Raw genomic sequence first — 22,882 nt, forward strand, 5'->3', positions numbered from 1 at the left:
ACGCTACCCCATACCTCAGACCCCGATCACGTCGTAGCTCGAGCCCTCGACGGGGTGCTTCGTCACTTCGATGCGGACGGGGAACGCCTCCTTCAGCTCGTCGAGGTGCGTGATGACGACGATTTTGTCGAAGTCCTCGCGGATGACTTGGATGGCCTCGACGATGCTCTCGATCCCCTGCTTGTCCTGCGTCCCGAAGCCCTCGTCCACGACGAGCGTGCGGATGCGGACGCCGCTGCGCTCGGCGAGCAGCTGCGCGAGGGCGATGCGGAGGGCAAAGTTGACCCGAAATGCCTCGCCGCCGGAGAAGGTCTCGTAGGGCCGCGGCACGCCGCCCTCGTCGGTGATCTTGATGTCGAGCGTCTCTTTCGTCCCGCCGGCCTTCTTCTCCTTGAGTGTTTCGAGGTGGACGCGGGTGCGGCCCTTCGAGAGCCGTTCGAGCAGGGCATTCGCGCGCTCTTCGATCTCGGGGAGCGTCTCTTCGATGATGAGTGCGGGGATTCCGTTCTTCCCGAAGGCATCGCGGAGGTGGCGGTAGAGCGTCTTCGCCTTTTTCGCCTCGCGGTGGTCGGCGCGGACCGACCGCAGCTGTTCGCGGTCGCGGGTGCACCGTTCGAGCCGCTCGACGAGGCCGCCGTAGCGGGCCTGCGCCTCGCTGAGCGAGGCGGCGATCGTGCTTCGCCGCTCGGCGTGCGTGCGCTGCCGCTCGGCGAGGCCAGCGCGCTGGGCGAGCTTCGCCTCAGCCGCATCAATCGCCGTGCGGAGCCCCGCGGATTCCTCGTCGCCCTGCTTGATTTCATCGGCGAGCGCGGTGCGGCGGGCGGTCCAATCGGTGAGGTTGCGCTCGGCGTTCGCGAGGCGCATGAACCGCTCCGGCGCCTCCTTCAACCCGTCGATCTCGCGGCGGACGGCCTCGTGCCGCGCGCCGTCGTACCCAACCGTGGCGAGCTGGCGCTGGAGCGTGTCGATCTGCGACTGGATCGGGGCGAACACGGTGCCGGCGCTGAGCCCTTGGCGGAGGTCGGCGGCCTCGCGCTCCTGCTGCTCGATCTGCCGGCCGAGCGTCTCCATCCGTCCGTGCAGCTCGTCGAGCGCCCGGAGCTGGTCTTCGAAGCGGGCGCGCTGCGCGGCCTCGGCCTGCACCTGCTCGAATCGCTCGGAGTCGAACGGGAGCTCGGCGAGGCGGTCGGAAAGCTCGGTGCGCTCGGCGCGGAGGTCGGGCCGGAAGGCGTCGGCGCGAAGCTGGCGGTCGAGGTCGTCGGCGCGGCGGCGCTGCTCGGCGACGGTGGCGTCGGCTTTCTCGGCGGTGGCGAGCTCGGCCTGCACGGCGGCGAACGCATCGGCGACGCCGTTCGCCTGCCCGATCTGCCCTGCGAGGTCGCGGTAGCGCGCGAGCAATTGCTCGCGGTGCTGCTGCTTCTCGTCGCGGCGCCGGTCGACGTCGGCAATCGCGGCGACGATGGCGGCGCGTTCGTCGGCGTAGGTCTGCTCGACGGTCCGCCGGTGCTCGGGCGTGAGCGCCGTGCCGCACGTCGGGCACGTCTCCGTTTCGAGTTCGCGGAGCCCGGCCACCTTCGCGTCGACGGCAGCGACCTCGCGCTGGAGCCGCTCGCGCTCGCGCTCGAATCCTTCGAGCTCGGCCTTCACCCCGCTCCCCTGCTCGCGGATGTCGCTCTGCTCGCCCTCCAGCGCCTTCACCGCGGCCACGCGCTCGCGCAGTCCTCCCGCCCGCTCGCGCAGTCGCGGCAGCGCCTCGGCGAGGGCCTGCGCCTCGCGCACCTGCTGCTGGACCTGGACGACTGTGGCTTGAAGGGCGCCGCGCTCGCTCGCGAGTTGCTTGTCGAGCGCCGTGAGGCGGGCCTCGATCCGGAGCCGTTCGTCGCGCCGGTCGCGCAACCCCTCGACCTCGCGCTGCGCCGCGAGCGCCTTGTCGAGCCCGCGTTGCGCGGCCGGGCGCTCCACGAGTCGCCGCTCGGCCTCGTCGCGCGCGCGCCGGTTCGATTGCAGTTCGGTCTCGACTTTTGTGAGGCGGGCTTCGGCCTGCATCCGCTGGCGCTGGAGCTCGATCCTCTTCTCGCCGAGCTGGGAGTCGAGCCCGCGCTGGAGGTCGGCTTTGTCGTCCCACGTCTGGCGCTCGGCGAGGAGCGTTTCGTAGCGAGCGTGATTGCGGCGGATAGCCTCGCTCTGGGCGATGAGCGCCTCGGCGTCGGCGATGCGGGCGCGGAGCCCTTCGCGCTCGGTTTCGAGTTCACGCTTGCGGGCGTCGATCCGCTCGCACCGCGCCCGCTGCTGCCCGACCGACTGCGCGAGCGCGTCGAGCTCAGCGACGCGCTCCGTCAGGGTCTGCTCCTCGCGCTGCGCCTCGGCCCGCTCCTTTTCGAGGTCGGCGATGATCTTCTCCAGCTCGGCGCGCTCCGTCTTCCACTGGTCCTCGTGTTCGAGCGCGGCAACGAGCCGCTCGATCTCGCGCTCGGCGTCCTTCCCCCGCTCGTTCGCCGTCGTGAGCCGGGCGCGGGCGACGGCGGCGAGCCGCTCGTAGCGGTCGAGCCCGAGGATGCGGGCGAGGATCTCCTTCCGGTCGCCGGGCTTCTTCTTCGTGAACTCGTCGGAGCGTCCCTGGAGGAGGAAGGCCGAGTTGATGAACGTGTCGTAGTCGAGCCGGAGCGTCGTGTCGATCACCGCCTGAGTGTCGCTGATCGAGCCGGCGGTGAGCGGGCGGAACGTGGCGGCCTCGGCGTCCCACGTCTGGAATTCGAGCCCCGGTTTCGAGGTCTTCCCCGACGCCGTGCGGTAGAACGAGCGGACAACGCGGTAGCGCTCGCCTTCGAGGTCGAACACGAGTTCGACCTGCATCTCGCGCGTGCCGATGCGGAGGAGGTCCTCATCGGGCTTCCGGGCGTCGGAGGCCTTCCGCGCCTCGCCCCAGATGGCCCACGTGATCGCGTCGAGCAGGGCCGACTTGCCCTGCCCGTTCCCGCCGGAGAGGCAGGCCACGTGGAACTGCTCGAAGTCGAGCGCCTCGGCCGGCGACCCGTACGAGAGGAAGTTCTGGAGCTTGAGGGAGACGGGGATCATAGTTCGCGTACAGCGTGAAGTCTATCTATCGGGCCTGTCAACGGCATGGCACGCCGGGCGCTCGGCGCAAGCTATTGTTCGGCGCCGCCGCCCGCTGCGAAAGCGTCGGCGAGATGAGTCTGGAGCCCGGGGAGGACGAAGCGGAAGGCGTCCCACGTGAGCGGAGCGAGCGCCCGCACGGGCTCGTACAGCACCGACTTCTCGCGCGTCTCGGTCCCGAAGAGGAGCCCGCCCCGCCCTGGCACCACGAGGGGCCCGGTGAGCAGGAGCAGCACGCTGAGCCCCAGCGCCGCGCGGAGCCCGCCCACGCCCGCGCCCGCGACCCGGTCGAGCGCGCCGAGCCGGAGCGCGACCAGCGTTTTCTTGAGGAGCTGCGCCACGACCGCCGCCGCGCCGAGCACGGCCGCGAACGTGACGACGAAGCCAAGTAGCGGCGCGAGCCGGTCCGCGAGCCCGAGGCTCCCCACGACGAGGTCCCCGACGGGCCGCATCAGCAGCGCCCCAGCGAAGAGTGCCACCACGAGCCCGACCGTCCCGACGAGTTGGCGGAGCGCGCCCGTCCGCAGCCCGCGCCAGACGCCGAGCCCGACGACGAGCCCGATCCCCACGTCGAGCCACGGTAGATCGCCCATCACGCTCAGGCTTTGAGCAGGTTCTGCACGACGACGCGGACCCGGTTGCCGTCCGCCTGCCCTTTGAGCTCACTCATCACCTCGCCCATCACGCGGCCCATGTCCTTCATCGACGTCGCGCCCGTGCGCGTGACGATGTCCTGTACGGTGCGGTGAATATCGGCGTCGGAGAGCTGCTTCGGGAGGTAGTGGGCGAGGATGGCGAGCTCGTCGCGCTCTTTCTGCGCGAGGTCGTCGCGGCCCGCGTCGTCGTACTGCTGCATGGCGTCGCGGCGCTGCTTGGCCTGCTTCTGCACGATCGCGGCGAGATCGTCATCGCTGACGGGCCCGGTGCCCTCCTTCTCCTTCTCGATGATGGCGGAGCGGATCGAGCGGATCGTGAGGAGCCGGGTCTGGTCCTTCGCCCGCATCGCGTCTTTGAGGTCGCGTTCGAGCTGTTCTTTCAAGTCCATAATGGGGGCGGTTCGGAATAGGAACGTACCCCCGAAACTACGCCCGATCCCGCGCCGCCGCGCGTTCCCCGCCCGTTATCGCAGCACGAGGCGGATGGCGAAGACGCCGATGCCGACCTGCATCGCTCCGAGCGCGATCGCGGAGTACGTGTCGTAGCGTTCGAAGTCGTTCCGCAGCGCGGGGTCGCCACCGGAGCGGGCGTAGGCGTCGTACTCGTCGTCGCCTTTGAACTTGTAGTAGACGGCGACGGCGCCCGCGCCGAGCGCGAGGCTGACGGCGGCGACGTCGATCCACGTGTTCGGCTTCCGCCTCTCTTGCAGCCCCACCTCGCCCGTCGTTTCCGCCGCGAAATCGAGGGGCCGGAGCACGAGGCTGTAGCGGTTGTCGGCGGCCTCGCCCGGCGTCTGCTCGGCCGTCGCGTAACCGGGCTTGCGGACGACGAGCACGCCGTCGAGCGGGCGCTCCACGGAGAGGTCGAGCGGCGTCTCGCCTAGAACCTGTGCTTCCTCCTCCCTTTCGAGGGTCACGGTCGCGCCGTAGGGGAAGCTCTCGACGCGGTAGCGGTACGGCACGTCGAGTCGTACCGTCACCGTCTCCCCGGCACGGACCTCCACCGATGCCTCGGCGGTCCGCCGCTGCCACGCCTCGGGCGCGGCTTCGCGGAGCGTGAGGACGTGCGCGCCCGGCGCGAGCTCGAACAGGGCGGCCTCGGCCGGGCCGAGGGGCGTCTCCCCGGCGTAGATCATCCCGTCCGGCAGGTTCGTCTCGACGACGACGGTGCCGAGCGGCAGCGGCGCGACGGTCGCAGAGTCCGACTCGGCGACCGCTTCTTGCGCCGAAGCTGGCGCAGTCACCGCGAAGGCGAAGAGGGTGAGGAACGGGAGGAGTCTGCGCATGGCTACTCGTTGCTTGCGGCGACCGGCGAGGCCGGCGCGAAGACGTGGACGTGGCGCGGCTCGGCGAGGACGATCAGCCGGTCGCCGTGCACGATCGGCGTCGACTTGACACGGCCGTCGAGTTCGTGCTGCCAGAGCACGTCGCCGGTAGCGCGGTCGAAGGCGTAGACGTGCTCGTCGAGCGATCCGGCGAAGACGACATCGCCGGCGAGGAGCGGGGCGGCGGCGAAGTTGCCGTCGGCGAGGAAGGTCCACACCGCGCGGCCCGTGGCGGGGTCAAACGCCCGCAGCCGCCCGTCGCTCGCGCCCACGACGACGAGCGCGTCGTCGACGGCCGGGGCGCTGAACCGCACCTCGTCGCTCTCGGCCTCGGCGCTCCAGCCCGGCTCGCCCGTCGCCGCGTCGAGCGTGACGAAGCGGCCCCGCGTCGTCGGGACGAATAGCCGGCCCCCGTGCACGGCGGGCGACGCATAGACAGGGATGCCGAGCTCGCGCGTCCACCGAACGGCGCCGGTGGCGAGGTCGAGCGTCGTCACGCGACCCCGGTCGTCAGCGACAATGACGGCGTCGTGCAGCGCGACGGGTGTGGCGAAAAAGCTCGCGAGCGAATCCGGCGTCGTCTGCCAGCGGGCGGTCCCGTCGGCCGGGTCGATGCCGCGGACGGTGCCGTCGCGCCCGGCGGCGACGAGCGTGTTGTTATCGAGCAGGAGGCCGGCGTCGTGCGGTCCGACGCGGAGCGACCACACCCGCCGTCCGTCCACGAAGTCGAGCGCGACGATCGTCCGCTTGCCCGCCGCGACGGGCGCGTAGAGCATCCGGTTCGTCACGACGGGCGCGCCCTCGATGGGCTCGCGGAGGTCCACGCTGCCGCGCTTCCGTCCGTCTTCGAGGCCGAGGACGCGAACCTCTCCCTTCCGCGTCACCACGATCACCACATCGTCGGCGACGACGGCGGCGGCCGGGCCGAACGCGCCGTCGGCATCGTAGTCCCAGACCTCGTCGAGCGGAAGCGCGAGCGTCTGCTCGGTCGCGTTCGCGCGGGCGTTCGAGCCGCCCTCCGTCGTCCAATCGCCGTCTTGCACGCGGAGGGGCGCGCTGAGTTGGAGCACGCTGCAGCCAGTTATAAGAGCGGAAGTGAGGAAGAAGGAAACGAGGAAAGAAAGGGGGCGACCCAACGCCGAGACGTGGCGAAACGCCGTCGCTCTTCCGCTCTTCCGCTCGTCCGCTCGTCCGCTCATCGCATTAAAAGTTGTAGCCGAAGAAGAAGGACGAGAACCGGTCGCGCTCGGACCACTGGAGGCCGTCGAGGAAGCGGTAGCCGGTGTCGTAGCGGAGGATGAAGCCGCCAAAGAGGTTCATCCGCAGGCCGACACCGACCGCGCCGAGGTCGCTCCCCGCGTAGAGTTGCGGCTGGCGCTGGTCGTAGTCATCGTTCCAGACGTGGGCGGCGTCGGCGAAGAGGGCGCCGCGGAGGTTCACGATGCCGAACGGCGCGAGGAGCGGGATGTACGCGCTCGGGCGTTCGAGAATCGGGAAGCGGAGCTCCTGCGAGGTGAACCACATGTTGCGCCCGCGGACGCGGAAGAGCGGGAAGCCGCGGAGGTCCCAGCTCCCGCCGAGTAGCGACAGCCGCGCCTCCCGCCCGACGTTCGTCCGCACGAGCCCCCATGAGGCGAAGGTCACGCCGGGCACGATGCGGAGGTAGTGGCGAGCGTCGGCGGTGAGGGTGTAGTAGCTCACGTTCGAGAAGCGGACGTCGGTGGTATAGGCCGCCGTCACGTTCGCCTTCCACCCGTCGATGGGGCCGTTGTAGTCGTAGAGCGCGTTGTCGTGCGTGACGCCGATCGCGTTCGAGAGGAGGAACGCCTCGCGGTCGATGTCGCTGATGAAGATCTCTTTCCGGTCGTAGTTGAACGAGGACTGGACGTCGACGCGCTGGAACTTCGAGATCGGGTAGCTCACGAGCCCGACCACGCCGACGAGCTGCTCGAAGAACACGGGGTAGACATCGGCGGCGTCGGGGTCGGTGAGGTCGTAGCGCTGGCCGCTGTAGCGGTAGACGCCGTAGCCGTAGTTGGCGCGGCGGCCGAGGTGGATCCGGGTGACGGAGGCGTTGAGCCCGTCGACGAACGAGCGGCCGGGGACGCGCGTGCTGTAGGCCGAGACGTAGATCTGGTCGTTGCCGAGGAGGTCAGAGAAGGCGAGCACGGCGCCGCCGCTCGTGCCCCACACCGGGTTCGTGGAGAGCGCGCCCTGCGCGGCGTCGAGCGTGTACGACTTGCGGTAGGGCTGGCGGCGTTCCTCGTCTTGCACCCGGAGGCGGCCGTACGCCCACGGCTCGGCGTCGGCGCGGTCCGCGAGCCCGACGACAGCGCGGCGGCGCGGCGCGAGGATGAGCGAGTCGGCGGGGGCGCGGCGGATCGTGAAGCGCGAGTCCTCGATCGTGGCAAAGAGGAGGTCGTCGTCGTCGGTCCACACGGGGTCGAAGGCGGCCCCCGTGAACGCGGTGAGCTGCGTCTCCTCCCGCGCCGTCTCGGGCAACGCGACCGGGTCGCCGGCATCCACGAGCGCGATCTCGGCCGGCTCGCCGGGCGGGCGGCGCATGTCGGCCACCCAGAGGTCCTGCCCGCTGAACTTCCCGTCCTCGCCGCGCCGCGACGAGATGTAGACGAGCCGCTCGCCGTCGGGGCTCCACGCGGGCGAGAGGTCGACCTGCTCGCCGTACGTGACGTAGTCCACCGCGCCCGTAGCGAGCGTGAGCGAGAAGATGTTGTACGCCCCGTCCTCGCCGAAGTCGGTGCGGTCGGAGGAGAACGCGAGCCGCTCGCCGTCGGGGCTCCACGCGGGGTCGCGGTCGTCGTAGGCGTCGTTGGTCAGCTTGCGGAGGGCGTCGGTCGTAGTGTCGTAGGTGTAGAGGTCGGCGAAGCCGCTCATGTCGATCGACGTGAAGGCAAGGCGGGTGCCCGTGGGGTCCCACGACGGCGAGTAGACTGCGATGAGGTCGTCGAAGCGGTAGGTCGTCTCGAATGCGTCGCGGGCGAGGTCGTAGACGTGGATCACGTCGGCCTCGCCGCTCTGCGTGACGAAGGCGAGCTTGCCGTCGGGGCTGACGTCCATCCGGCTCTCGAAGAAGTGGAATGCCTCGAACCGCCCGCTCCGCTCGCCCTCGACGAGCACGCGCGGCTCGTCGAGCGGCTCGCCCTCGGCGTCCACCTCGACGGCGAAGAGGTTCATGTACCCGTCGCGGTTGCCGACGAAGACGATCTCGCGGCGGCCGTCGGCGTGCTGGTAGAACGCGGGCTTGCCGCTGAAGCCGCGCGCGGTGACGGCCTCGGAGACGAGCGTCGGCGGCGTGGCCTCGTCGAGCTTGGGGAAGTACTGCTCCTGCACCCACGCCGTCCACTGATCCGAGAGGTCGCGGTAGTCCACGCGGAGCACCGTCTCCATCACCTTGCGGAAATCGGGGTCGCGCCAGAACTCTTCGAGGAGGCGGAGGAGCTTCTCCTCGCCGTAGGTCTCAGCGATGAAGCGGCAGGCGGCCTCGCCCTCCTTGTACATGAGGTACGTGCCGTAGATGCGGTCGAGGTTTTCGAGCGGGACGAAGTAGTTGCTCGCGACGGCGTCGCGGAGGACCATCTCGTGCTGGAAGTCCGGCTCGCCGCTCCAGTATTCGGCCAGCCCCTCGGTGAACCACAGCGGCGGGACGCCGTCGAGCGGGCGGCGGTGGTCGCGCATCACCCGCGTGAGCTTGGAGTAGGTGAACACGTGGACGAGCTCGTGCCGGATCACGCGGCGGAAGCGGTGGATGTTGCCGTTCGCCGGGATCACGACGCGCCCTTTGAGGAACTCGAAGAACCCGCCGACGCCGTCGGGGATGAAGCCCGGCGTGATGTTCGTCTGCTTGAAGTGGAGGTTCGACGAGTAGAAGATGAGGGGGACGCGGTGGTTGAGGGAGAAGTCGAACTTGTTCTCCAGCTCGCCATAGGCCTCCTCGGCGAAGTGCGCGCCGTGCTCGGCGAGCGCCTGCATCTCGGGGTAGTAGTAGATGTCGAAGTGGTCCGTGCGGAGGACGTGCCAGTCGAACCCCTCGTACTGGATCTTATTGCGGCCGTAGTAGAAGTGGTACTGCGCGAGGGCGGGCGCCGTGGCGAGCCACGCGGCCGGGAGCAGCAGCGCGAGGGCGAGCGCGAGGCGGGAGAGCGCGTGTCGGAGGCGTCGGGGCATCGGATCGGGGGCGAGGGCACGCAGACGATAGGGCAGCCGACGGCTCGCGTCAAGGCCATTCGTTTCCGCCCTCTAGATGCCACGCCGCGCCGGGGCTACCGTTCCGGCGCGGGCCCCCTGTCGGCGCGTTCAGAGCCGCAGCGCGTCGAGCGGGCTCACGACGCCGAGCCCGCCCCGGTTGAGGACGTGGGTGTAGACCATCGTCGTGTTGACGCTGGCGTGGCCGAGCAGCTCCTGCACCGTGCGGATGTCGGCCCCTCGCGCGAGGAGGTGCGTGGCGAAGGAGTGCCGGAAGACGTGCGGCGAGACGGGCTTCGCGATCTCCGCTCGGCGTGCGGCCCGCCGTACGGCCCGTTGCACCGCGCTCGGCCCGAGGTGGTGGCGCAGCTCCCGCCCGCTTCTCGGGTCCACGGAGGGCTGCGCGGCCGGGAACACGTAGCGCCAGCCCCATTCGGTCGCTGCGTTCGGATACTTCCGCTCCAGCGCACCGGGGAGCGAGACCGTCGCGGTGCCCTCGTCGAGTTCGGCCTCGTAGCGGAGTCGCTCACGGCCGAGGTGCCGCTCCACCGGCTCGTGCACTGCCTCGGGGAAGACCGTGATGCGGTCCTTCCCCCCCTTCCCGTCGCGGACGACGAGGTGGGCATAGCCGGAGTCGAGGTCTTTGACCCGGAGGCGGAGCGCCTCGGTGAGCCGAAGGCCGGAGCCGTAGAGGAGCATGGCGATGAGCCGGTGCGTCCCGCGCAGGTGAGTCAGCACGCGCTCCACCTCCTCCCGGGTGAGCACGACGGGGAGCCGGCGCGGACGTTTGGCCCGGACGAGCGCCCGGGGGCCGTCGGCGGCCTCGTCGCCGAGGGGGCCGAGCGGGGCACCGAGCACCGCGTCGTAGAGGAAGAGGAGCGCCGCAAGGGCCTGGTTCTGCGTCGAGGCGGCAACGTGACGGTCTACGGCGAGGTGTGTGAGAAAGGCGGTGACCTCGGGCTCGCGCATCGTCGCTGGATGGCGCGGGCGGCCGCGGCCGTCGCGGTGGTAGCGGCAGAAGCGGCGGACCCAGCCGGTATACGCCTGCTCCGTCCGGTAGCTGTAGTGTCGGAGCCGACAGGCGAGGCGGACGAGGTCGAGGAGCCGGGGCGCGGCGGCGTCGGGGAGCGGGGCGGAGTCCATAGCGTGCCGGAGCGTTATGGTTTTATGCGGCCCGGAGGCGTGATCCTCGCGGCAGACCCTTCAGCTCGGGACACGAACGGCGGGCGCGGGGAGGCCCGTAGGGTGCTGGAAGCCAGATACTCCATAGACGCCGGGCCGCTCCCGTTTGTAACCCCGTTCGTATTATGCGGCCCGTGGGCGCTTTACATCACGCCCCGGGACCCTCTAATACTAGTTCTGCGGCCTTCGACCGAATCGGCCACGCGCTCATGTCTCGCTTATTCGTAATCGATGACGAGTTCCATGCCGAGCACCAGGGCGAGTACGCTTCGCTAGCGGAAGCTCGGTCCGAACTCGAACGCCGGGCTGCCGTGCCGTGGGACCAAGAACCGAACCAGTGCCCGTGTACGAGTTGGCGGACGTGCGGTCGTCGTTATGTGATCGTTGAGTACGACGACTCCTCGCGTCCGTGGCGTCAGGTTCGACGGACTCCGTACCTCGAAGTGAGTGCCAAAGGCGTGAGCTGGCTCAATGAGTAAACCCGCGCCAGCACTATGCTCGTGGGCGGCAGAACCCGGCGTCGCAGGCCGACGCACCGCGTCACGGTTTTGCCCGCTAACGGCGCCGAGCCTACCTTGCTTCCGTTCACGGTCGCGCCGCGGTGCGCGGCTGAACGCCCACACTGTTATGCGGCGAAGGAGGCATTCAGCCGGTTCCTGGCTAGATGCTCCTACTCAACCTGCCGAGATGAAGGACCCACGCTTCCAGCCGGACGGCCGATCCAACCGCGACCGCATGCTCGCCGGGGACCAGTACATCGCCGACGACCCCGACCTCAAGCGGGAGAGCGATCGGGCCTCCGTGCTGACGGCGCAGTACAACGCTACCGCCGGCGACGACCACGAGGGGCGCGGCCGACTCCTCCGCGAATTGCTCGGCTCCGTCGGTACCGACACGGTCATCCGCCCGCCCTTCCGCTGCGACTACGGCTACCGGACGCACATCGGGGCCCGCACGTTCGCTAACTGGGGGCTCGTCGCCCTCGACGTGGGCCGGATTACGATCGGCGACGATGTCCAGATCGGCCCGAACGTTCAACTCCTTACTGCGACGCACCCGCTGGAGGCGGGGCCGAGGCGGGCGAAGTGGGAGGGCTCGGAGCCGGTCGCCATCGGGGACAACGTGTGGCTTGGCGGCGGCGTTATCGTATGCCCCGGGGTCACCATCGGCGAGAACACGGTGGTAGGCGCGGGCGCGGTCGTCGTCCGTGACCTGCCGGCGAACGTCGTCGCAGTAGGTAGCCCGGCCCGGGTCATTCGGCACCTCTGACCGCGTTACCTGCCGCGTCAAGCCTATGAGGGGCGTCAGCGTCCTTGCTCGTCCGGATGTCGGCGCTGCTGCTTCGCGGTTGAGCGGCCCCTGCTCTGGTGAGAAGCTCACCAAGTCCGACCTCCCTGTCATCCCGAGTTTGCCGAGGGAACTCTGCTGAGCAGGCGTTTCGCCTCAAGAGATCCTTTGCCCTCCGCTTCACCCTCCCAATTCGAACGCCGTCTTGATCCCGGTGACGAGCATTTGCACAGCGATCATCACGAGGAGCATCCCCATCAGCCGCTCTAGCGCCGAGAGCCCCCGGTCTTTGAGCAGCCCGTAGAGGAACGGTGCGGCGAGGATGACCGCCGCCGACGCCCCCCACGCCAGCAGCAGCGCGAGCAGCCACTTCCCCATCGCGCTGGGGTCGCTGCGGACCATGAGGATGAGCGTCGCCAGTGCCGACGGCCCGGCGATGAGCGGGATCGCGAGCGGGACGATGAACGGCTCGCCGCCGCCCTGATCCCCCATCACGCCTTCCTTCGTCGGGAAGATCATCCGCATGCCGATGATCATGAGCACGATGCCGCCCGCGATCGTGACGGACTCCTGCTCCAGTTCGAGGAGGTTCAACAAACCCTGCCCGAAGAAGAGGAACGCGAGCAGGATCGCGAGCGCGATGAGCAACTCGCGGACGATGATGTAGCGCCGCCGCCGCCGCTCGATGTCCTTCAGCAGCGTGAGGAAGAGCGGCGTGTTGCCGAGCGGGTCCATCACGAAGAGGAGGACGATGGCTGCCGAGAGCACCGATACGCCTTGCTCGAACATGCGGGCGGGCGAAACGTGGAGGGACCGAGCGGCGGGCGGGGCCGCCGTCGAAGGGCGAAGGCAAAGTACCGCGCGGCGCCGACACGACGCGCATCCGTAGCTTCCGCTGCCTGCCCTCCCCTTTCCGCCGCCGCTCTGATGCGCATCGCCCTCGGCACGCTCTGCCTCCTCACGCTCGCGCTCGGGTCCTGCCGTCCCGAGATCGCGTCTCCGACCTCGGACAACGCACCGGTGATCGTGCCGCGTACCGCGTGGGGCGCCCAGCCGGACATCGCCGAGCGGATGACCCCGACGGGCGCGGTCCGCTTTGTGACGATCCACCACACGGCCACGCCGGATTCCATCGAGGAGGCGACGCACCTGCGCAGCATCCAGCGCGGGCACCAGGAGGTCGATCACGCATGGGGCGACATCGCGTACCACTACCTCATCGGCCCGTCGGGCGCGATCTACGAGGGCCGCGCCGAGCGCTTCGCCCCGTCGAGCGGGACGGTGTACCTCACACCCGCGCAGTGGTCGGCCGCGCCGCAGAACGACCTCGGGCAGACGACGGCCGCGATCCCGCTCGGCCCCGACGGGCAGGAGGTGACCCGCCCCGGCGCTTCGGCGGGCCACCTCCTGATCTCCGTCCTCGGCGACTACAGCGAGCGGCTGCCGACGCCCGAGGCGCGGGACGCCATCGTCCGGCTCGCCGCGGCGAAGCTCTACGAGCACGGCCTCTCCACCGACGACGTCTACTTCCACCGCGAGGTCGCCGTCTTCACCGACTGCCCCGGCCAGCGCTTCTACGACTGGTTCCGGGGACCGACCCGCCAACGCGGCACCCGCGGCGAAGGCCTCCAGCGCATCGCCGCTGAACTCGACCGGCTGCGCGCCGCTGACTGAGCCCTCACGCCTCGGCGAGAGTCCGCTTGAGTTGCTGGATCGTCTCGACCGGCGTCGGGTCCACGCCGACGAGCATGGCGAGGTAGTACGACACGAAGTCGCCGTGCTGAATCATCGAGAGCATCCGCGCCAGCTTGCTCTCGCCGCGCGACGAGATCTCGGTCCAGCCCGCCGCATCGCCCGCGAGGAGGTCGCGCGTCACGTCCATCCGCCGCTGGATCTGCGGGTGGTCGGCGGCGTCGCGGAGGACGAGGACGTGGAGCCGGCCGCGGAGGTCGTCGGGGGCGGACTCCCACCCCATCACCTCGTTGTGGTTTAACTCGGCGAAGACGTTCCCGAAGGCGAGCTGCTTGGCGTTCTCGTGGATCTGGTTCATCCACCGCACGCCGACGGCCTGCATCAGCCCCGGCCCCGTGTACACGACGGGGATCGTGCCTTCGAGCGCGCGGGCGAGGTCGAGCGCCTCGTTCCCGTCGGTGTCGGCGTACTCGGCAGCGCCGGCGTCGACGACGTCGAGGGCTTCGGTGTACTCGGCGTCGGACACGTCGCAGAGGCCGAGCTTGTTCGCCATGCGGAGGAGCGCGCCGAGCGAGTAGCCGAGGGCGGCGCGGGGCTGGAGCCCGCCGGGGATGACGACGTGCGGGAGCCCATCGCGCTCGGCGCGGTCTTGTAACTCGCCGCCGGACGTGATGACGTAGATATCCGCGCCGCGCTCCCTCGCTGCATCGAACGCCGAGAGCGTCTCTTCCGTCCCGCCCGAATAGCTCGACGCGATCACGAGCGTCCCCTCGCCCACCGACGCCGGGAGCGTGTAGTCGCGGACGACGGAGATGGGGACGGGCGACGTGTCGCGGCAGTACGTCCGCACGAGGTCCCCGCCGATCGCAGAGCCGCCCATCCCCACGATCACGACCTGCCGGAGGTCGGCGGCGCGGTGGGCGGCGATGAAGTCAGCGGCGCGGGTCCAACCTTCGCGGACGTGGTCGGGAAAGGCGCGGACGGCACCGAACATGTCGGCAGGGTCGAGCCGGTCAATCAGGTCTTGCATAGCGTTGGCATCAGGATTCGAATTGGAGGTAGAGACGCAGCATGCTGCGTCTCTACGGGGACGTGCGCGACGCCGCGCAATGTGCCTCACGCCTTACGAGTCGCCGTCGAAGAAGGCGGCGAGTTCGGGGACGTGCTCGCGCAGCCACGTGTTGAGGAGCGTGATGACGGACTGCGCGTCGGGTTGCTCCAGGGCGACCTCGGCGAGCGCGGTCATCTTCTTCTTGGAGCACGAGCGGATGGCGCGCTTCACGTCGAGCAGGAATGCCGGCGACACGCTCAGCTCCGTCAGCCCGAGCCCGATGAGGAGCGGGGCGACGCGGGGGTTACTCGCCATCTCGCCGCAGAGGCTCACCGAGATGCCGTGCCGCGCGCCCGCCTTCGCCGTCAGCTCGATGAGGCTGAGCACGGCCGGGTGCAGCTCGGCGTAGCGGTTGGCGACGAGGTCGTTGCCGCGATCCACGGCGAGCGTGAACTGCGTGAGGTCGTTCGAGCCGATCGAGAAGAAGTCCACCTCCGACGCGAACCGGTCGAGCGTGAGCGCCACCGACGGCACCTCGACCATGATCCCCACGTCGACGTCTGCCTCGTACGCGAGCCCGTCGCGCTCGAGCGAGGCCACGGCGTCGTCCATCAGCGCGCGGAAGCGCTTGACCTCGTCGAGCGCCGACACCATCGGGAGGAGGATGCGGGCGGGGCCTTCGGCGGCGGCGCGGAGGATCGCGCGGAGCTGCGGGCGGAGGAGGTCGGGCTTGTCGAGGAGGATGCGGATGCCGCGCCAGCCGAGGAACGGGTTGTGCTCGCGGTGCGCCATCGGGAGCAGCTTGTCTCCGCCGAGGTCGATGAGGCGAAACGTCGTCGGGTGCGGGCGCGTGGCGCGGAGCGCGGACTGGTAGACGGCGAGCTGCTCCTCTTCGTCGATGGGCCGGCCCTTCGCGAGCAGCAGCATCTCGGTGCGGAAGAGGCCGATGCCTTCGGCGCCGTAGCGCTGGAGCAGCGGGAGCTCCTCTTCGAGCTCGACGTTCGCACGGAGCGCAATGCGGTGGCCGTCCTTCGTCTCGGCCGGGAGCGGGACGAGCTCCTGCCGCGCTTCGAGCCCACGCCGGTACACGGCGTCGCGCTCGCGATAGGCCGCGAGCGTCTCCTCGGTCGGGTTGAGCGTGACGCGGCCGGAGAAGCCGTCGAGGATGATCGTCTCGCCGCCCTCGACGGTCTGCGAGAAGCCGTGGAGGCTGACGACGGCCGGCACGCCGAGGGCGCGGGCCATGATCGATACGTGGGACGTCGGCCCGCCGAAGTCGAGGGCGCAGCCGAGGATGTTGCGGCGGCTGAAGAGAAGGATGTCCGCCGCCGTGAGGTTCTCGGCCACGACGATCCGCTCGTGCTCGATGCGGGCGAAGGCCTTGCTCTGCTGGAGATTGCGGAGGAGCCGGTTCTGCACGTCCACGAGGTCATTCGCGCGCTCGCGGAGGTACTCGCTCTGGCTCCCCGCCATCCGCTGCCGGATGTGGTCGAAGACGGTCTGCGCGGCGAAATCGGCGCCGTAGTTCTCGTCGCGGATGAGCGCCGCCACGTCGTCGTGCAGCTCGGGGTCGCGGAGGATCAGCGTCTGCGCGTGGAAGATCTCTGCGCTGCTCTCGCCGAGTTTCTCGCGGGCGAACGTCGCGATCTTGTTCAACTCGCGCTCGGCGCGCTGCACGGCCCGCTCGAACCGAGCGAGCTCTTCCTCGGCCTCGTCCCCATCCACGCGCCGCTTCGACGCCCGGAACGACTCCCCGGCGAAGACCATCGCCGTCCCGATCGCGATGCCCGGCGCGACGCCGACGCCCTCGACCATGCGCTCGCCCGCGGCAGCGCGTTCGTCGGACAGTTCTGAGATGGAATGTGCAGGGTCTTCGGGCACGAGTGGATACGGGTTGCGGGGAGTGGAGCGGGCGGGCGGCGGATCAGATCGGCTCGCCGAAGCCGTTGTTGAACAGCTCGGTCATCGCTTCGACGGCGGCGGCCTCGTCGTCCCCATCGAAGATGAGCGTGAGGACGGCGCCCTGCTCGGCCGCGAGCGTCATCACGCCGATGATGCTCTTGCCGTTGATCTCGTACCCGTCGGTGCGGATGTAGAACTCGGATTTGAACTTCGATGCGGTCCGCACGACCATCGAGGCCGGGCGGGTGTGGATGCCCGCTTTGTTGCGGACGGTGACGTCACGTTCGATCATAGCAGGCCACACGGGCCGGGCAAAAAGTCGAGATAAGAAGAGGGATCACCGCACGCGCCGGGCCATGCGACCTGCGATCCAGAGCAGCCCGTCGCGGCCGGACCCTGCCGGGAGCGCACGCACGGCCCGCTCGCCGATGTCGTAATGTCGGAGCACTTCGGTGCGGGCCTCATCGAGCACACCGAGCGCGTCCATCCGGCGCCGCGCCTCGGCGATGTCGGCTTCGGGCAACCCACCATCGGTGACGATGCGGCGGAACCACGCGCGCTCATCGCCTCCGGCGCGTTCGAGGGCGCGGAGGAGCAGGAAGGTCTTCTTCCCCTCCATCAAATCGCCGCCGATCGTCTTGCCCCACTGCTCGTCGTCGGCCGTCAAGTCCAGCAAGTCGTCCTGAATCTGGAAGGCCCGGCCGAAAGCGTGGCCGGCTTCGGCGAGCTTCGCGCGCTCCTCCGCGTCTGCCCCGCCGATCAGCCCGCCGAGTTCGAGCACGGCTTCGAGGAGCGCCCCCGTCTTCCGGTCGATCATGTCGAGGTAGCGCGGGACCGTCACCTCGCCCTCGGTCTCGAACTGCTCGTCGAGCGCCTGCCCCTCGCAGAGCCGCGCCACCATGCGGTGGAAGACGCGGATGAGGTCGGCGAGCCGGTCGGTCTCGGTCTGCGCGAGGAGGTCGTACGCCATCCCCATCATGAGGTCGCCGGCGAGGATCGCCGTGCTCTCGTCCCAGAGGATGTGAACGGAGGGGCGGCCGCGCCGCTCCTCGGCGTGGTCCATGATGTCGTCGTGGACGAGCGTGAAGTTGTGGAACACCTCGACGGCGAGGGCGGCGGGGAGCGCCCGCTCGGTGGGCACGTCGAAGACCTCGGCGGCGAGGAGGAGGAGCGCGGGCCGGAGCCGCTTCCCGCCGCCGTCGAGCACGTAGCGCACAGGCTCGTACAGCCGCGCGGGCTCAGCGGGCAGCGCGAGGGCGGCGAGCCCGCGGTTCACCGTGTCGGTGAGCCGGCCGATGTGCTCCGACGCGTCGGGAGCGGCGAGCGTGGTGGAGGAAGAGGAGGACACGGAGCGGCGCGGGTGAGGGAATGCAGGCAGGGAGATCGGGAGAGGCTACACGCCGCGCACTTCGGCTTCGCCGAGGGCGTGTTCGACGCGCTGCTGCACCTCGTCGATCTCGCCGATGCCGTCGATCTCGAAGAACGGGACGCGGCCGCGGAAGACCTGCTCGACGGGCCGCGTCTCGTCCTCGTAGACGCCGAGCCGCGTGCGGATGGCGTCGGGCTGGTCGTCGGAGCGGTGCAGGAGGCGGTCGGCGGGAATGTGCGGCGGGGGCGGGTTGAAGTCGAGGTGGTAGATCTCGCCGGTCTCGCGGTCGGTGCGGCGGCGCGAGAGGCGCTGCACGATGCGCTCGGGATCGACCTTCAGACTCAACACGGCGTCGAGCGGTGCGTCATGCGCGTCGAGGAAGCGGAGGAGCCACTCGGCCTGCTCGACGGTGCGCGGGAAGCCGTCGAGGATGAACCCGTCGTGGCCGAGCGCATCGAGGGCGCCCTCCACCATGCGGTTCACGACGGCGTCGGGCACGAGCTTGCCCGCGTCGAGGTAGCGCTTCGCTTCGAGGCCGACGGGCGTCTCCTCGCGGAGCGCGGTGCGGAAGAGGTCGCCGGTGGAGATCTGCCGGAGGGTGAACCGCTCGGTCAGCCGCCGGGCCTGGGTGCCCTTACCGGCTCCCGGCGGCCCGAACAGAACAAGGCGCATGGGACGTGGAAGTTGATCGTCGAGGTAGAGGCCGACCTTCGGCCGGCGTGGGCCGGTGAAGATAGCCCTCCGCAGCCCGGCACTCAACCCGAATCCCGAGCCCGTGCGCCGCGATCACATCCGCACGGACCGGCGCGCGTCCGGGTCGATGCTCTCGGGGGACGTCCCGCTGTCGAGGTGGAAGATGTGCTCCAGGAAATACCCCTCGTTGATGGGCTCGGGGAGGGCACGGAGGCTGAGCGAGAGCCCGAGGAAGAGCGCCACGGCCATCGCGATCACCGGCACCGCGCCCACCCACCGACGCCGCGTGAGGGCGACGAAGCGCATCAGGCTCAGCACCGTCACCGGGATGAACGCCAGCGCGAGCAGCACCGTCCCCCCCATCGACCGCACGAGCAGCGCGCCGCCCGCCACGGTCGCGAGGAAGAAGAACGCGCCGCGCCACGCCTCACGGCGCGGGGTCGCGGCCGTGAACTGCCCCGTGCGCGCCTCCCACATCAACACGCCGCCGGCGACGATGAGGACGAGGAGGAAGACGAGCGCGACGGCAGGCATGGTGGAGGCGAAAGGGGTGGAATAGTTAAGGCTCAGTACGTAGCGACGGCCGGCGGATGGTCGTGTGCCGCTTCGGAGGCGTGCTTCATGGCGTCGACGATCTCGTCCTCACCCGTCAACTGCTGCGCCATCCGGTCCATCGCCAGCTTAACGCCGAAGCCCAGTGCCGTATTGATCAGCACGCTAAATATAGAGCTTGCCCGCTCTTTCACCGGCTCTTCCGGCGCTTCCATCACGACGACCGGAGCGCGCCGCTGTAGCGCTTGGCGGAGCGCCGCCTCGCTGTTCTGACCGCGCCGAACGCGCGAACCGGCGTCGTCCATAAGGTCGTTGAGGTACGCCCCCATCAGCAGGTCGTAGTCGCTCGGCTCCTCCGGCGCTTCGCGGCCGAGCAACCCGGTCACGAGCCCCGCCACCACGCCGACGCCGACGGCGACGCCCGCTGCCACGAGCGGCTTTTCGCGTACGTAATCCAGCACCGGCCGACCACCGACGTTTACATCGGCCACAGTCATCTCGCTCTTAATCCCGGAGAGGTGATAGTCGAGCAGGGTCTTACGCGTGTCTAACTCGGCCCGGAGTTCGTGCTGGGTGAGCGTTTTCTTCTTCAGGTCGTCCATGTGGAGCAGAGAGTCAGGGTGTGGAAGGCGCTGCGTGGCGGTCCGTAACGGGGGCGGGCTCGTCGCCGCTGAAGAGGGGGAGCTTCTTCTGCATTCGCTTCGCTCGGCGGAGTGCCACGAGCGTACCGATCACGAAGAGGAGCATGAGGGTGAAGAACCCGAGCGTGAGCGACCACAGTTCGGCTTCGTCGCCGAGCAAGAGTCCCCACAACGCGCTGAATAGGAAGCCGGCCACAAACAGGGCGACGACGGCCGAGACGAGGGCGAGGACGGCGACGGCCCCGTAGGCCTTCCCCATCTCCGCCGCCTGATCCTTGACGGTCTGGATTTCGTCTTTCACCTCGCGCTTCAGGAGGGCGATCCGCAGCTCGAACCAGTCGGTGAGGCTGTTCGCCGCGCCTTTCACGTGGTCCGTGACGCGGCCCACTTTCCCCTTGTGAACCGGGAGCAGGTGCTCGTCGTCGAGCACGGGTGGCGGCGCGCCGGCACGGACGGGAACGGGCGGGGGCGGGGAGATCGGGGGCGGAGCGTCGGGGAGATCGGGGGCGGGAGGGGCCGTGACCGGACGAGGATCAGGAGTTGCCATGAAGGGACGTGCGGAGGGGTGAGGCAGCGCGAGAAGATGAGTACGTTCGGGGCGCGATCAGGGGCACCACAGAGAAGGTACTCTCCATGACGGGGATATGTTTTCCGTGTTTCCGTGCTGCCCGTAGCTTTACCCGCTCACCCACCCCGCCAACGATGCCGCCGTTTACCGTTCAGCCCACGCCGAACCCTAACAGCCTCAAGTTCACCACCTCAGGCCGCCCCTTCATCGAGCAGGGTATGGGCGCGTTCGCGAGCGCCGCCGAGGCCGAGGGCGACCCGATCGGCGCTCCGCTCTTCGCCGTGCCGGGCGTGATGAACGTGCTCGTCCTCCCCCCCTTCGTCACCGTCACCAAAAGGCCGGACGCTGATTGGAACGCTGTGCTGCCCGCCGTCGAACGCATTCTGACCGCCCACCTCGAAGGCTGACGCTACACCGCTGCCAGAAACGCGAGCAGCCCGTCGTCGAACAGCCGGGGGCGGTGCGCGTCGCCGGGCTCCACGAACGGCACGTCGATATCGAGTGCGGCACCGAGCGCGGCACTCACCTCGGGCCTCGCCACGACGAAATCGACGGTGTCGCGGTGCGTCTGGAGCCAGTCCGCAACGTCGCTGAGCGAGGCGTACTCCGACCAACGGACGTGCGCGGCGGCCTGCGGTTCAGGTTCGCCTTTGCTGAGGAGAAAGCCCGGCCCCGTCGCGTGCGGCTGCTTCGCCGCGACGAGAAACGCCGTCGCCATGCGGAGTGTGCCGTCGGTGTCGGGATGCGGCGGGTACAGCTCGCGGAAGCCCGCGAGCGTGTCGAGGAGGCCGTCGGGGTCGAGCCCGGCGGGAGCCCACACGACCGATGGTGCGCGGGGACCGAGGCCCTCGTGCAGCAGCAGGTCCTCGGCCAGCCCGCTCCGAGTCTCGGCATCCTCCCCACCGTCGATCACGGCGATGGCGAATCCGCTCCGCTTTAGCCATCGGCGTTCGGACGGGATGTCTGCCGCGTCCACTCGCTTGGTGAGGCCGTCCAGCGCATCCTCGTCGCCGGATGCGACGACCGCATCGGCACCGGAGAACAAGACGGCGAGATCGGCGAACCGTACAGCCTCGTCCTCCGCCTCCGATAATTCCATTACCGCATCGAGAAACGCGGGCAGCAGCGCCGGAGACTCAGGAGCTGGACACACGATGACGCGGTGCCCGACGAGCAGGGCCGCGAGCGTATCGGTCAACCCGTCGAGCGGCGCATCGCCCGAGCAGACGACGCCCACGGTGCGCGGCTCCGAAGCCGCGTGCTGGGCGACACGTTCGCGGAGCGCGGTCGGCCTGAGCTGATGCGTGAGGTGGTTCAGCGCGAAGGCCAGCCCTTCTTCGGTAAAACGGTTGGGCGCTTCGAGTGTCGCTCGAACCGCCGCCTCGCGCGCCGGATACTCCGGGTCGCGCCACGCCGCCGCCGCGTCCGATATCGCTCGAATCCAATCGCTCACGGTCATGACGGCGTCTGTTCGGAGTTGGGGACGAGGCGAGGCAAATCGGTCTCGGGATCGACGGAGACCGAGCCTTCGCCCCGCAGGAGGTCGAGGACGGCCTCGCCGACGAACTCGCGCCGCCACCCGCGCAACACCGGGTGCTCGGCGGGGTCCGCGCCCGGTCCGGCGGCGACGAGGCGTTCGACGGACGCCCGATTCCCAATGAGGCCGGGGTCGATCTCGTGGCTGAGGCTGCGCCCTTTGATGAGGGCCTGCGCGAGGTCGAATCGGGCGATCTCGGTGTCGTCCTTTCGACGGCGGCGGGTCGGCTTCGGCCGATCCGACTTCGGCACGTCGAGCCCGCGCTTGACGGCCTCGACGATGGCGTCGCCGTAGTTCCGCACGGCGTTGTCGCTCACGCCCTGCACGTCGCGCAGGGCGCCGTCGTTCGTCGGCTTGCGTTGGGCGAGGGTGACGAGGACATCGTCTTTCACGATGTGGCCGCGCGGGCGGTCGCGGTGGCGGGCCTCCTGCTCGCGCCACGCCGTCAGCTCGCGGAGCACAGCGTAGTCGAGCGGCGAGAAGCCCCGCTTGCCGCGCCCCTTCACGCTCCGGTAGCGCTCGAACGGGTCGTCTTCGGTGTAAAGCGAGAGGTCGTCGTACTGCGCCATCTCCTCCTCCACCCACGCCCGGCGGTCGAGCGCGTCGATCCGCGCCCACAACACGTCGAACGCGTCGGGGAGATAGCGGACATCATCGCGGGCGTACTCAAGTTGCGCCTCGCGGAGCGGGCGCCGCAGCCAATCGGAGCGCGACTCCCCTTTTGGAAGGTGGACGTCGACCGTCGCGCCGATGAGCGCTTGCAGCGAGGTCGTCGCCGTGAGCCCGACGAAGCCGCCGGCGAGGCGGGTATCGAAGATCGAACGCGGAGCGCCCCCCGTCGCGCGATAGAGGATCATCAAGTCCTGCTGCGCATCGTGGAGAATCTTGACCACGTCGGGGTCCGCGATCAGCGCGCCGAGCGCGCTCAGATCGTCGATCGCGACGGTGTCGATGAGGTAGACCTCGTCGCGTGAGAGGCCGAGTTGGACGAGGCCGAGGCCGGCGTAGTACGTCCGCTCCCAGACGAACTCGGTGTCGAGGGCGACGCGGCGGGCCTGGCGGGCGCGGTCGATAAGGTTTTCGAGTTGCTGCGGGGTATCAATCACGGGG

The 22,882-nt window shown here is 69.5% G+C and carries 21 protein-coding genes; 3 read left to right on the forward strand and 18 right to left on the reverse strand.

Going from position 1 to position 22,882, the window contains the following annotated elements:
* Positions 1 to 15: 15 nt before the first annotated feature.
* From ABJF88_02800 to ABJF88_02830, 7 genes are all read right to left on the reverse strand, one after another.
* The gene (locus ABJF88_02800; GenBank protein MEP0545833.1) at positions 16 to 3,075 is read right to left on the reverse strand and encodes an SMC family ATPase; all 3,060 of its coding nucleotides are present in this window, start codon (positions 3,073 to 3,075) and stop codon (positions 16 to 18) included.
* A 71-nt stretch (positions 3,076 to 3,146) separates the two neighbouring features.
* Entirely contained in the window at positions 3,147 to 3,707 is a 561-nt protein-coding gene (locus tag ABJF88_02805; GenBank protein MEP0545834.1) for a CvpA family protein, read from the reverse strand.
* A 5-nt stretch (positions 3,708 to 3,712) separates the two neighbouring features.
* Positions 3,713 to 4,159, reverse strand: coding sequence for a GatB/YqeY domain-containing protein (locus tag ABJF88_02810; GenBank protein ID MEP0545835.1), 447 nt, complete (start codon positions 4,157 to 4,159; stop codon positions 3,713 to 3,715).
* 75 nt (positions 4,160 to 4,234) lie between these two features.
* Positions 4,235 to 5,056: a PEGA domain-containing protein gene (locus ABJF88_02815; protein MEP0545836.1), complete on the reverse strand. Its 822-nt coding sequence runs from the start codon at positions 5,054 to 5,056 to the stop codon at positions 4,235 to 4,237.
* Positions 5,057 to 5,058: 2 nt separating this feature from the next.
* Entirely contained in the window at positions 5,059 to 6,165 is a 1,107-nt protein-coding gene (locus ABJF88_02820) for a PQQ-binding-like beta-propeller repeat protein (GenBank protein MEP0545837.1), read from the reverse strand.
* A gap of 133 nt (positions 6,166 to 6,298) precedes the next feature.
* The gene (locus tag ABJF88_02825; GenBank protein ID MEP0545838.1) at positions 6,299 to 9,280 is read right to left on the reverse strand and encodes a BamA/TamA family outer membrane protein; all 2,982 of its coding nucleotides are present in this window, start codon (positions 9,278 to 9,280) and stop codon (positions 6,299 to 6,301) included.
* 129 nt (positions 9,281 to 9,409) lie between these two features.
* The gene (locus ABJF88_02830; GenBank protein MEP0545839.1) at positions 9,410 to 10,441 is read right to left on the reverse strand and encodes an integron integrase; all 1,032 of its coding nucleotides are present in this window, start codon (positions 10,439 to 10,441) and stop codon (positions 9,410 to 9,412) included.
* A 726-nt stretch (positions 10,442 to 11,167) separates the two neighbouring features.
* Between ABJF88_02830 and ABJF88_02835 the strand changes: the two genes are divergently transcribed.
* A complete protein-coding gene (locus ABJF88_02835) occupies positions 11,168 to 11,749 on the forward strand; it encodes a sugar O-acetyltransferase (protein MEP0545840.1) in 582 nt (193 codons plus the stop codon).
* A 198-nt stretch (positions 11,750 to 11,947) separates the two neighbouring features.
* Here the strand turns inward: ABJF88_02835 and ABJF88_02840 are convergent, their stop codons facing one another.
* A complete protein-coding gene (locus ABJF88_02840) occupies positions 11,948 to 12,556 on the reverse strand; it encodes a MarC family protein (protein MEP0545841.1) in 609 nt (202 codons plus the stop codon).
* A gap of 138 nt (positions 12,557 to 12,694) precedes the next feature.
* Here ABJF88_02840 and ABJF88_02845 point away from each other — a divergent pair, with 138 nt between their 5' ends.
* Positions 12,695 to 13,441, forward strand: a complete 747-nt coding sequence (locus ABJF88_02845; GenBank protein MEP0545842.1) for a peptidoglycan recognition family protein — start codon at positions 12,695 to 12,697, stop codon at positions 13,439 to 13,441.
* Between the two features lie 4 nt (positions 13,442 to 13,445).
* Here ABJF88_02845 and ABJF88_02850 read toward each other — a convergent pair whose 3' ends face one another.
* The 8 genes from ABJF88_02850 to ABJF88_02885 all read right to left on the reverse strand — a co-directional run bounded on the left by ABJF88_02850 (position 13,446) and on the right by ABJF88_02885 (position 20,214).
* Entirely contained in the window at positions 13,446 to 14,489 is a 1,044-nt protein-coding gene (locus tag ABJF88_02850; protein MEP0545843.1) for a bifunctional phosphoglucose/phosphomannose isomerase, read from the reverse strand.
* A gap of 93 nt (positions 14,490 to 14,582) precedes the next feature.
* Positions 14,583 to 16,391 carry a phosphoenolpyruvate--protein phosphotransferase gene (ptsP, locus tag ABJF88_02855; protein ID MEP0545844.1) on the reverse strand — a complete coding sequence of 603 codons (1,809 nt, stop codon included), beginning with the start codon at positions 16,389 to 16,391 and terminating at the stop codon, positions 14,583 to 14,585.
* Between the two features lie 43 nt (positions 16,392 to 16,434).
* Positions 16,435 to 16,704: an HPr family phosphocarrier protein gene (locus ABJF88_02860; GenBank protein ID MEP0545845.1), complete on the reverse strand. Its 270-nt coding sequence runs from the start codon at positions 16,702 to 16,704 to the stop codon at positions 16,435 to 16,437.
* A 45-nt stretch (positions 16,705 to 16,749) separates the two neighbouring features.
* Positions 16,750 to 17,760, reverse strand: a complete 1,011-nt coding sequence (locus ABJF88_02865; protein MEP0545846.1) for a polyprenyl synthetase family protein — start codon at positions 17,758 to 17,760, stop codon at positions 16,750 to 16,752.
* A gap of 45 nt (positions 17,761 to 17,805) precedes the next feature.
* A complete protein-coding gene (locus ABJF88_02870; GenBank protein MEP0545847.1) occupies positions 17,806 to 18,453 on the reverse strand; it encodes an adenylate kinase in 648 nt (215 codons plus the stop codon).
* 114 nt (positions 18,454 to 18,567) lie between these two features.
* Positions 18,568 to 19,008, reverse strand: coding sequence for a hypothetical protein (locus ABJF88_02875; GenBank protein ID MEP0545848.1), 441 nt, complete (start codon positions 19,006 to 19,008; stop codon positions 18,568 to 18,570).
* Positions 19,009 to 19,040: 32 nt separating this feature from the next.
* A complete protein-coding gene (locus tag ABJF88_02880) occupies positions 19,041 to 19,628 on the reverse strand; it encodes a hypothetical protein (protein ID MEP0545849.1) in 588 nt (195 codons plus the stop codon).
* Between the two features lie 13 nt (positions 19,629 to 19,641).
* Positions 19,642 to 20,214 carry a phage holin family protein gene (locus ABJF88_02885; protein MEP0545850.1) on the reverse strand — a complete coding sequence of 191 codons (573 nt, stop codon included), beginning with the start codon at positions 20,212 to 20,214 and terminating at the stop codon, positions 19,642 to 19,644.
* 155 nt (positions 20,215 to 20,369) lie between these two features.
* Between ABJF88_02885 and ABJF88_02890 the strand changes: the two genes are divergently transcribed.
* Entirely contained in the window at positions 20,370 to 20,642 is a 273-nt protein-coding gene (locus tag ABJF88_02890) for a NifU N-terminal domain-containing protein (protein MEP0545851.1), read from the forward strand.
* 2 nt (positions 20,643 to 20,644) lie between these two features.
* On the opposite strand, the gene ABJF88_02895 is transcribed toward ABJF88_02890, so the two are convergent.
* Together ABJF88_02895 and rnd are read right to left on the reverse strand one after the other, a co-directional pair.
* Complete coding sequence (locus ABJF88_02895; protein ID MEP0545852.1) at positions 20,645 to 21,694, reverse strand: hypothetical protein; 1,050 nt, start codon at positions 21,692 to 21,694, stop codon at positions 20,645 to 20,647.
* Positions 21,691 to 22,878 carry a ribonuclease D gene (rnd, locus tag ABJF88_02900; protein ID MEP0545853.1) on the reverse strand — a complete coding sequence of 396 codons (1,188 nt, stop codon included), beginning with the start codon at positions 22,876 to 22,878 and terminating at the stop codon, positions 21,691 to 21,693. The genes ABJF88_02895 and rnd overlap by 4 nt, the downstream gene beginning before the upstream one ends.
* Between the last annotated feature and the right edge of the window lie 4 nt (positions 22,879 to 22,882).

The sequence above is a fragment of the Rhodothermales bacterium genome (assembly GCA_039944855.1).
In the GTDB taxonomy this organism is placed as follows: Bacteria; Bacteroidota; Rhodothermia; order Rhodothermales; family JANQRZ01; genus JBBSMX01.

What these genes read in the sequence shown, in the direction of transcription:
- ABJF88_02800 (MEP0545833.1), bottom strand. Translation starts at nt 3,075, where the DNA reads ATGATCCCCGTCTCCCTCAAGCTCCAGAACTTCCTCTCGTACGGGTCG.
- ABJF88_02805 (MEP0545834.1), bottom strand. Translation starts at nt 3,707, where the DNA reads ATGGGCGATCTACCGTGGCTCGACGTGGGGATCGGGCTCGTCGTCGGG.
- ABJF88_02810 (MEP0545835.1), bottom strand. Translation starts at nt 4,159, where the DNA reads ATGGACTTGAAAGAACAGCTCGAACGCGACCTCAAAGACGCGATGCGG.
- ABJF88_02815 (MEP0545836.1), bottom strand. Translation starts at nt 5,056, where the DNA reads ATGCGCAGACTCCTCCCGTTCCTCACCCTCTTCGCCTTCGCGGTGACT.
- ABJF88_02825 (MEP0545838.1), bottom strand. Translation starts at nt 9,280, where the DNA reads ATGCCCCGACGCCTCCGACACGCGCTCTCCCGCCTCGCGCTCGCCCTC.
- ABJF88_02830 (MEP0545839.1), bottom strand. Translation starts at nt 10,441, where the DNA reads ATGGACTCCGCCCCGCTCCCCGACGCCGCCGCGCCCCGGCTCCTCGAC.
- ABJF88_02835 (MEP0545840.1), top strand. Translation starts at nt 11,168, where the DNA reads ATGAAGGACCCACGCTTCCAGCCGGACGGCCGATCCAACCGCGACCGC.
- ABJF88_02840 (MEP0545841.1), bottom strand. Translation starts at nt 12,556, where the DNA reads ATGTTCGAGCAAGGCGTATCGGTGCTCTCGGCAGCCATCGTCCTCCTC.
- ABJF88_02845 (MEP0545842.1), top strand. Translation starts at nt 12,695, where the DNA reads ATGCGCATCGCCCTCGGCACGCTCTGCCTCCTCACGCTCGCGCTCGGG.
- ABJF88_02850 (MEP0545843.1), bottom strand. Translation starts at nt 14,489, where the DNA reads ATGCAAGACCTGATTGACCGGCTCGACCCTGCCGACATGTTCGGTGCC.
- ABJF88_02860 (MEP0545845.1), bottom strand. Translation starts at nt 16,704, where the DNA reads ATGATCGAACGTGACGTCACCGTCCGCAACAAAGCGGGCATCCACACC.
- ABJF88_02870 (MEP0545847.1), bottom strand. Translation starts at nt 18,453, where the DNA reads ATGCGCCTTGTTCTGTTCGGGCCGCCGGGAGCCGGTAAGGGCACCCAG.
- ABJF88_02875 (MEP0545848.1), bottom strand. Translation starts at nt 19,008, where the DNA reads ATGCCTGCCGTCGCGCTCGTCTTCCTCCTCGTCCTCATCGTCGCCGGC.
- ABJF88_02880 (MEP0545849.1), bottom strand. Translation starts at nt 19,628, where the DNA reads ATGGACGACCTGAAGAAGAAAACGCTCACCCAGCACGAACTCCGGGCC.
- ABJF88_02885 (MEP0545850.1), bottom strand. Translation starts at nt 20,214, where the DNA reads ATGGCAACTCCTGATCCTCGTCCGGTCACGGCCCCTCCCGCCCCCGAT.
- ABJF88_02890 (MEP0545851.1), top strand. Translation starts at nt 20,370, where the DNA reads ATGCCGCCGTTTACCGTTCAGCCCACGCCGAACCCTAACAGCCTCAAG.
- ABJF88_02895 (MEP0545852.1), bottom strand. Translation starts at nt 21,694, where the DNA reads ATGACCGTGAGCGATTGGATTCGAGCGATATCGGACGCGGCGGCGGCG.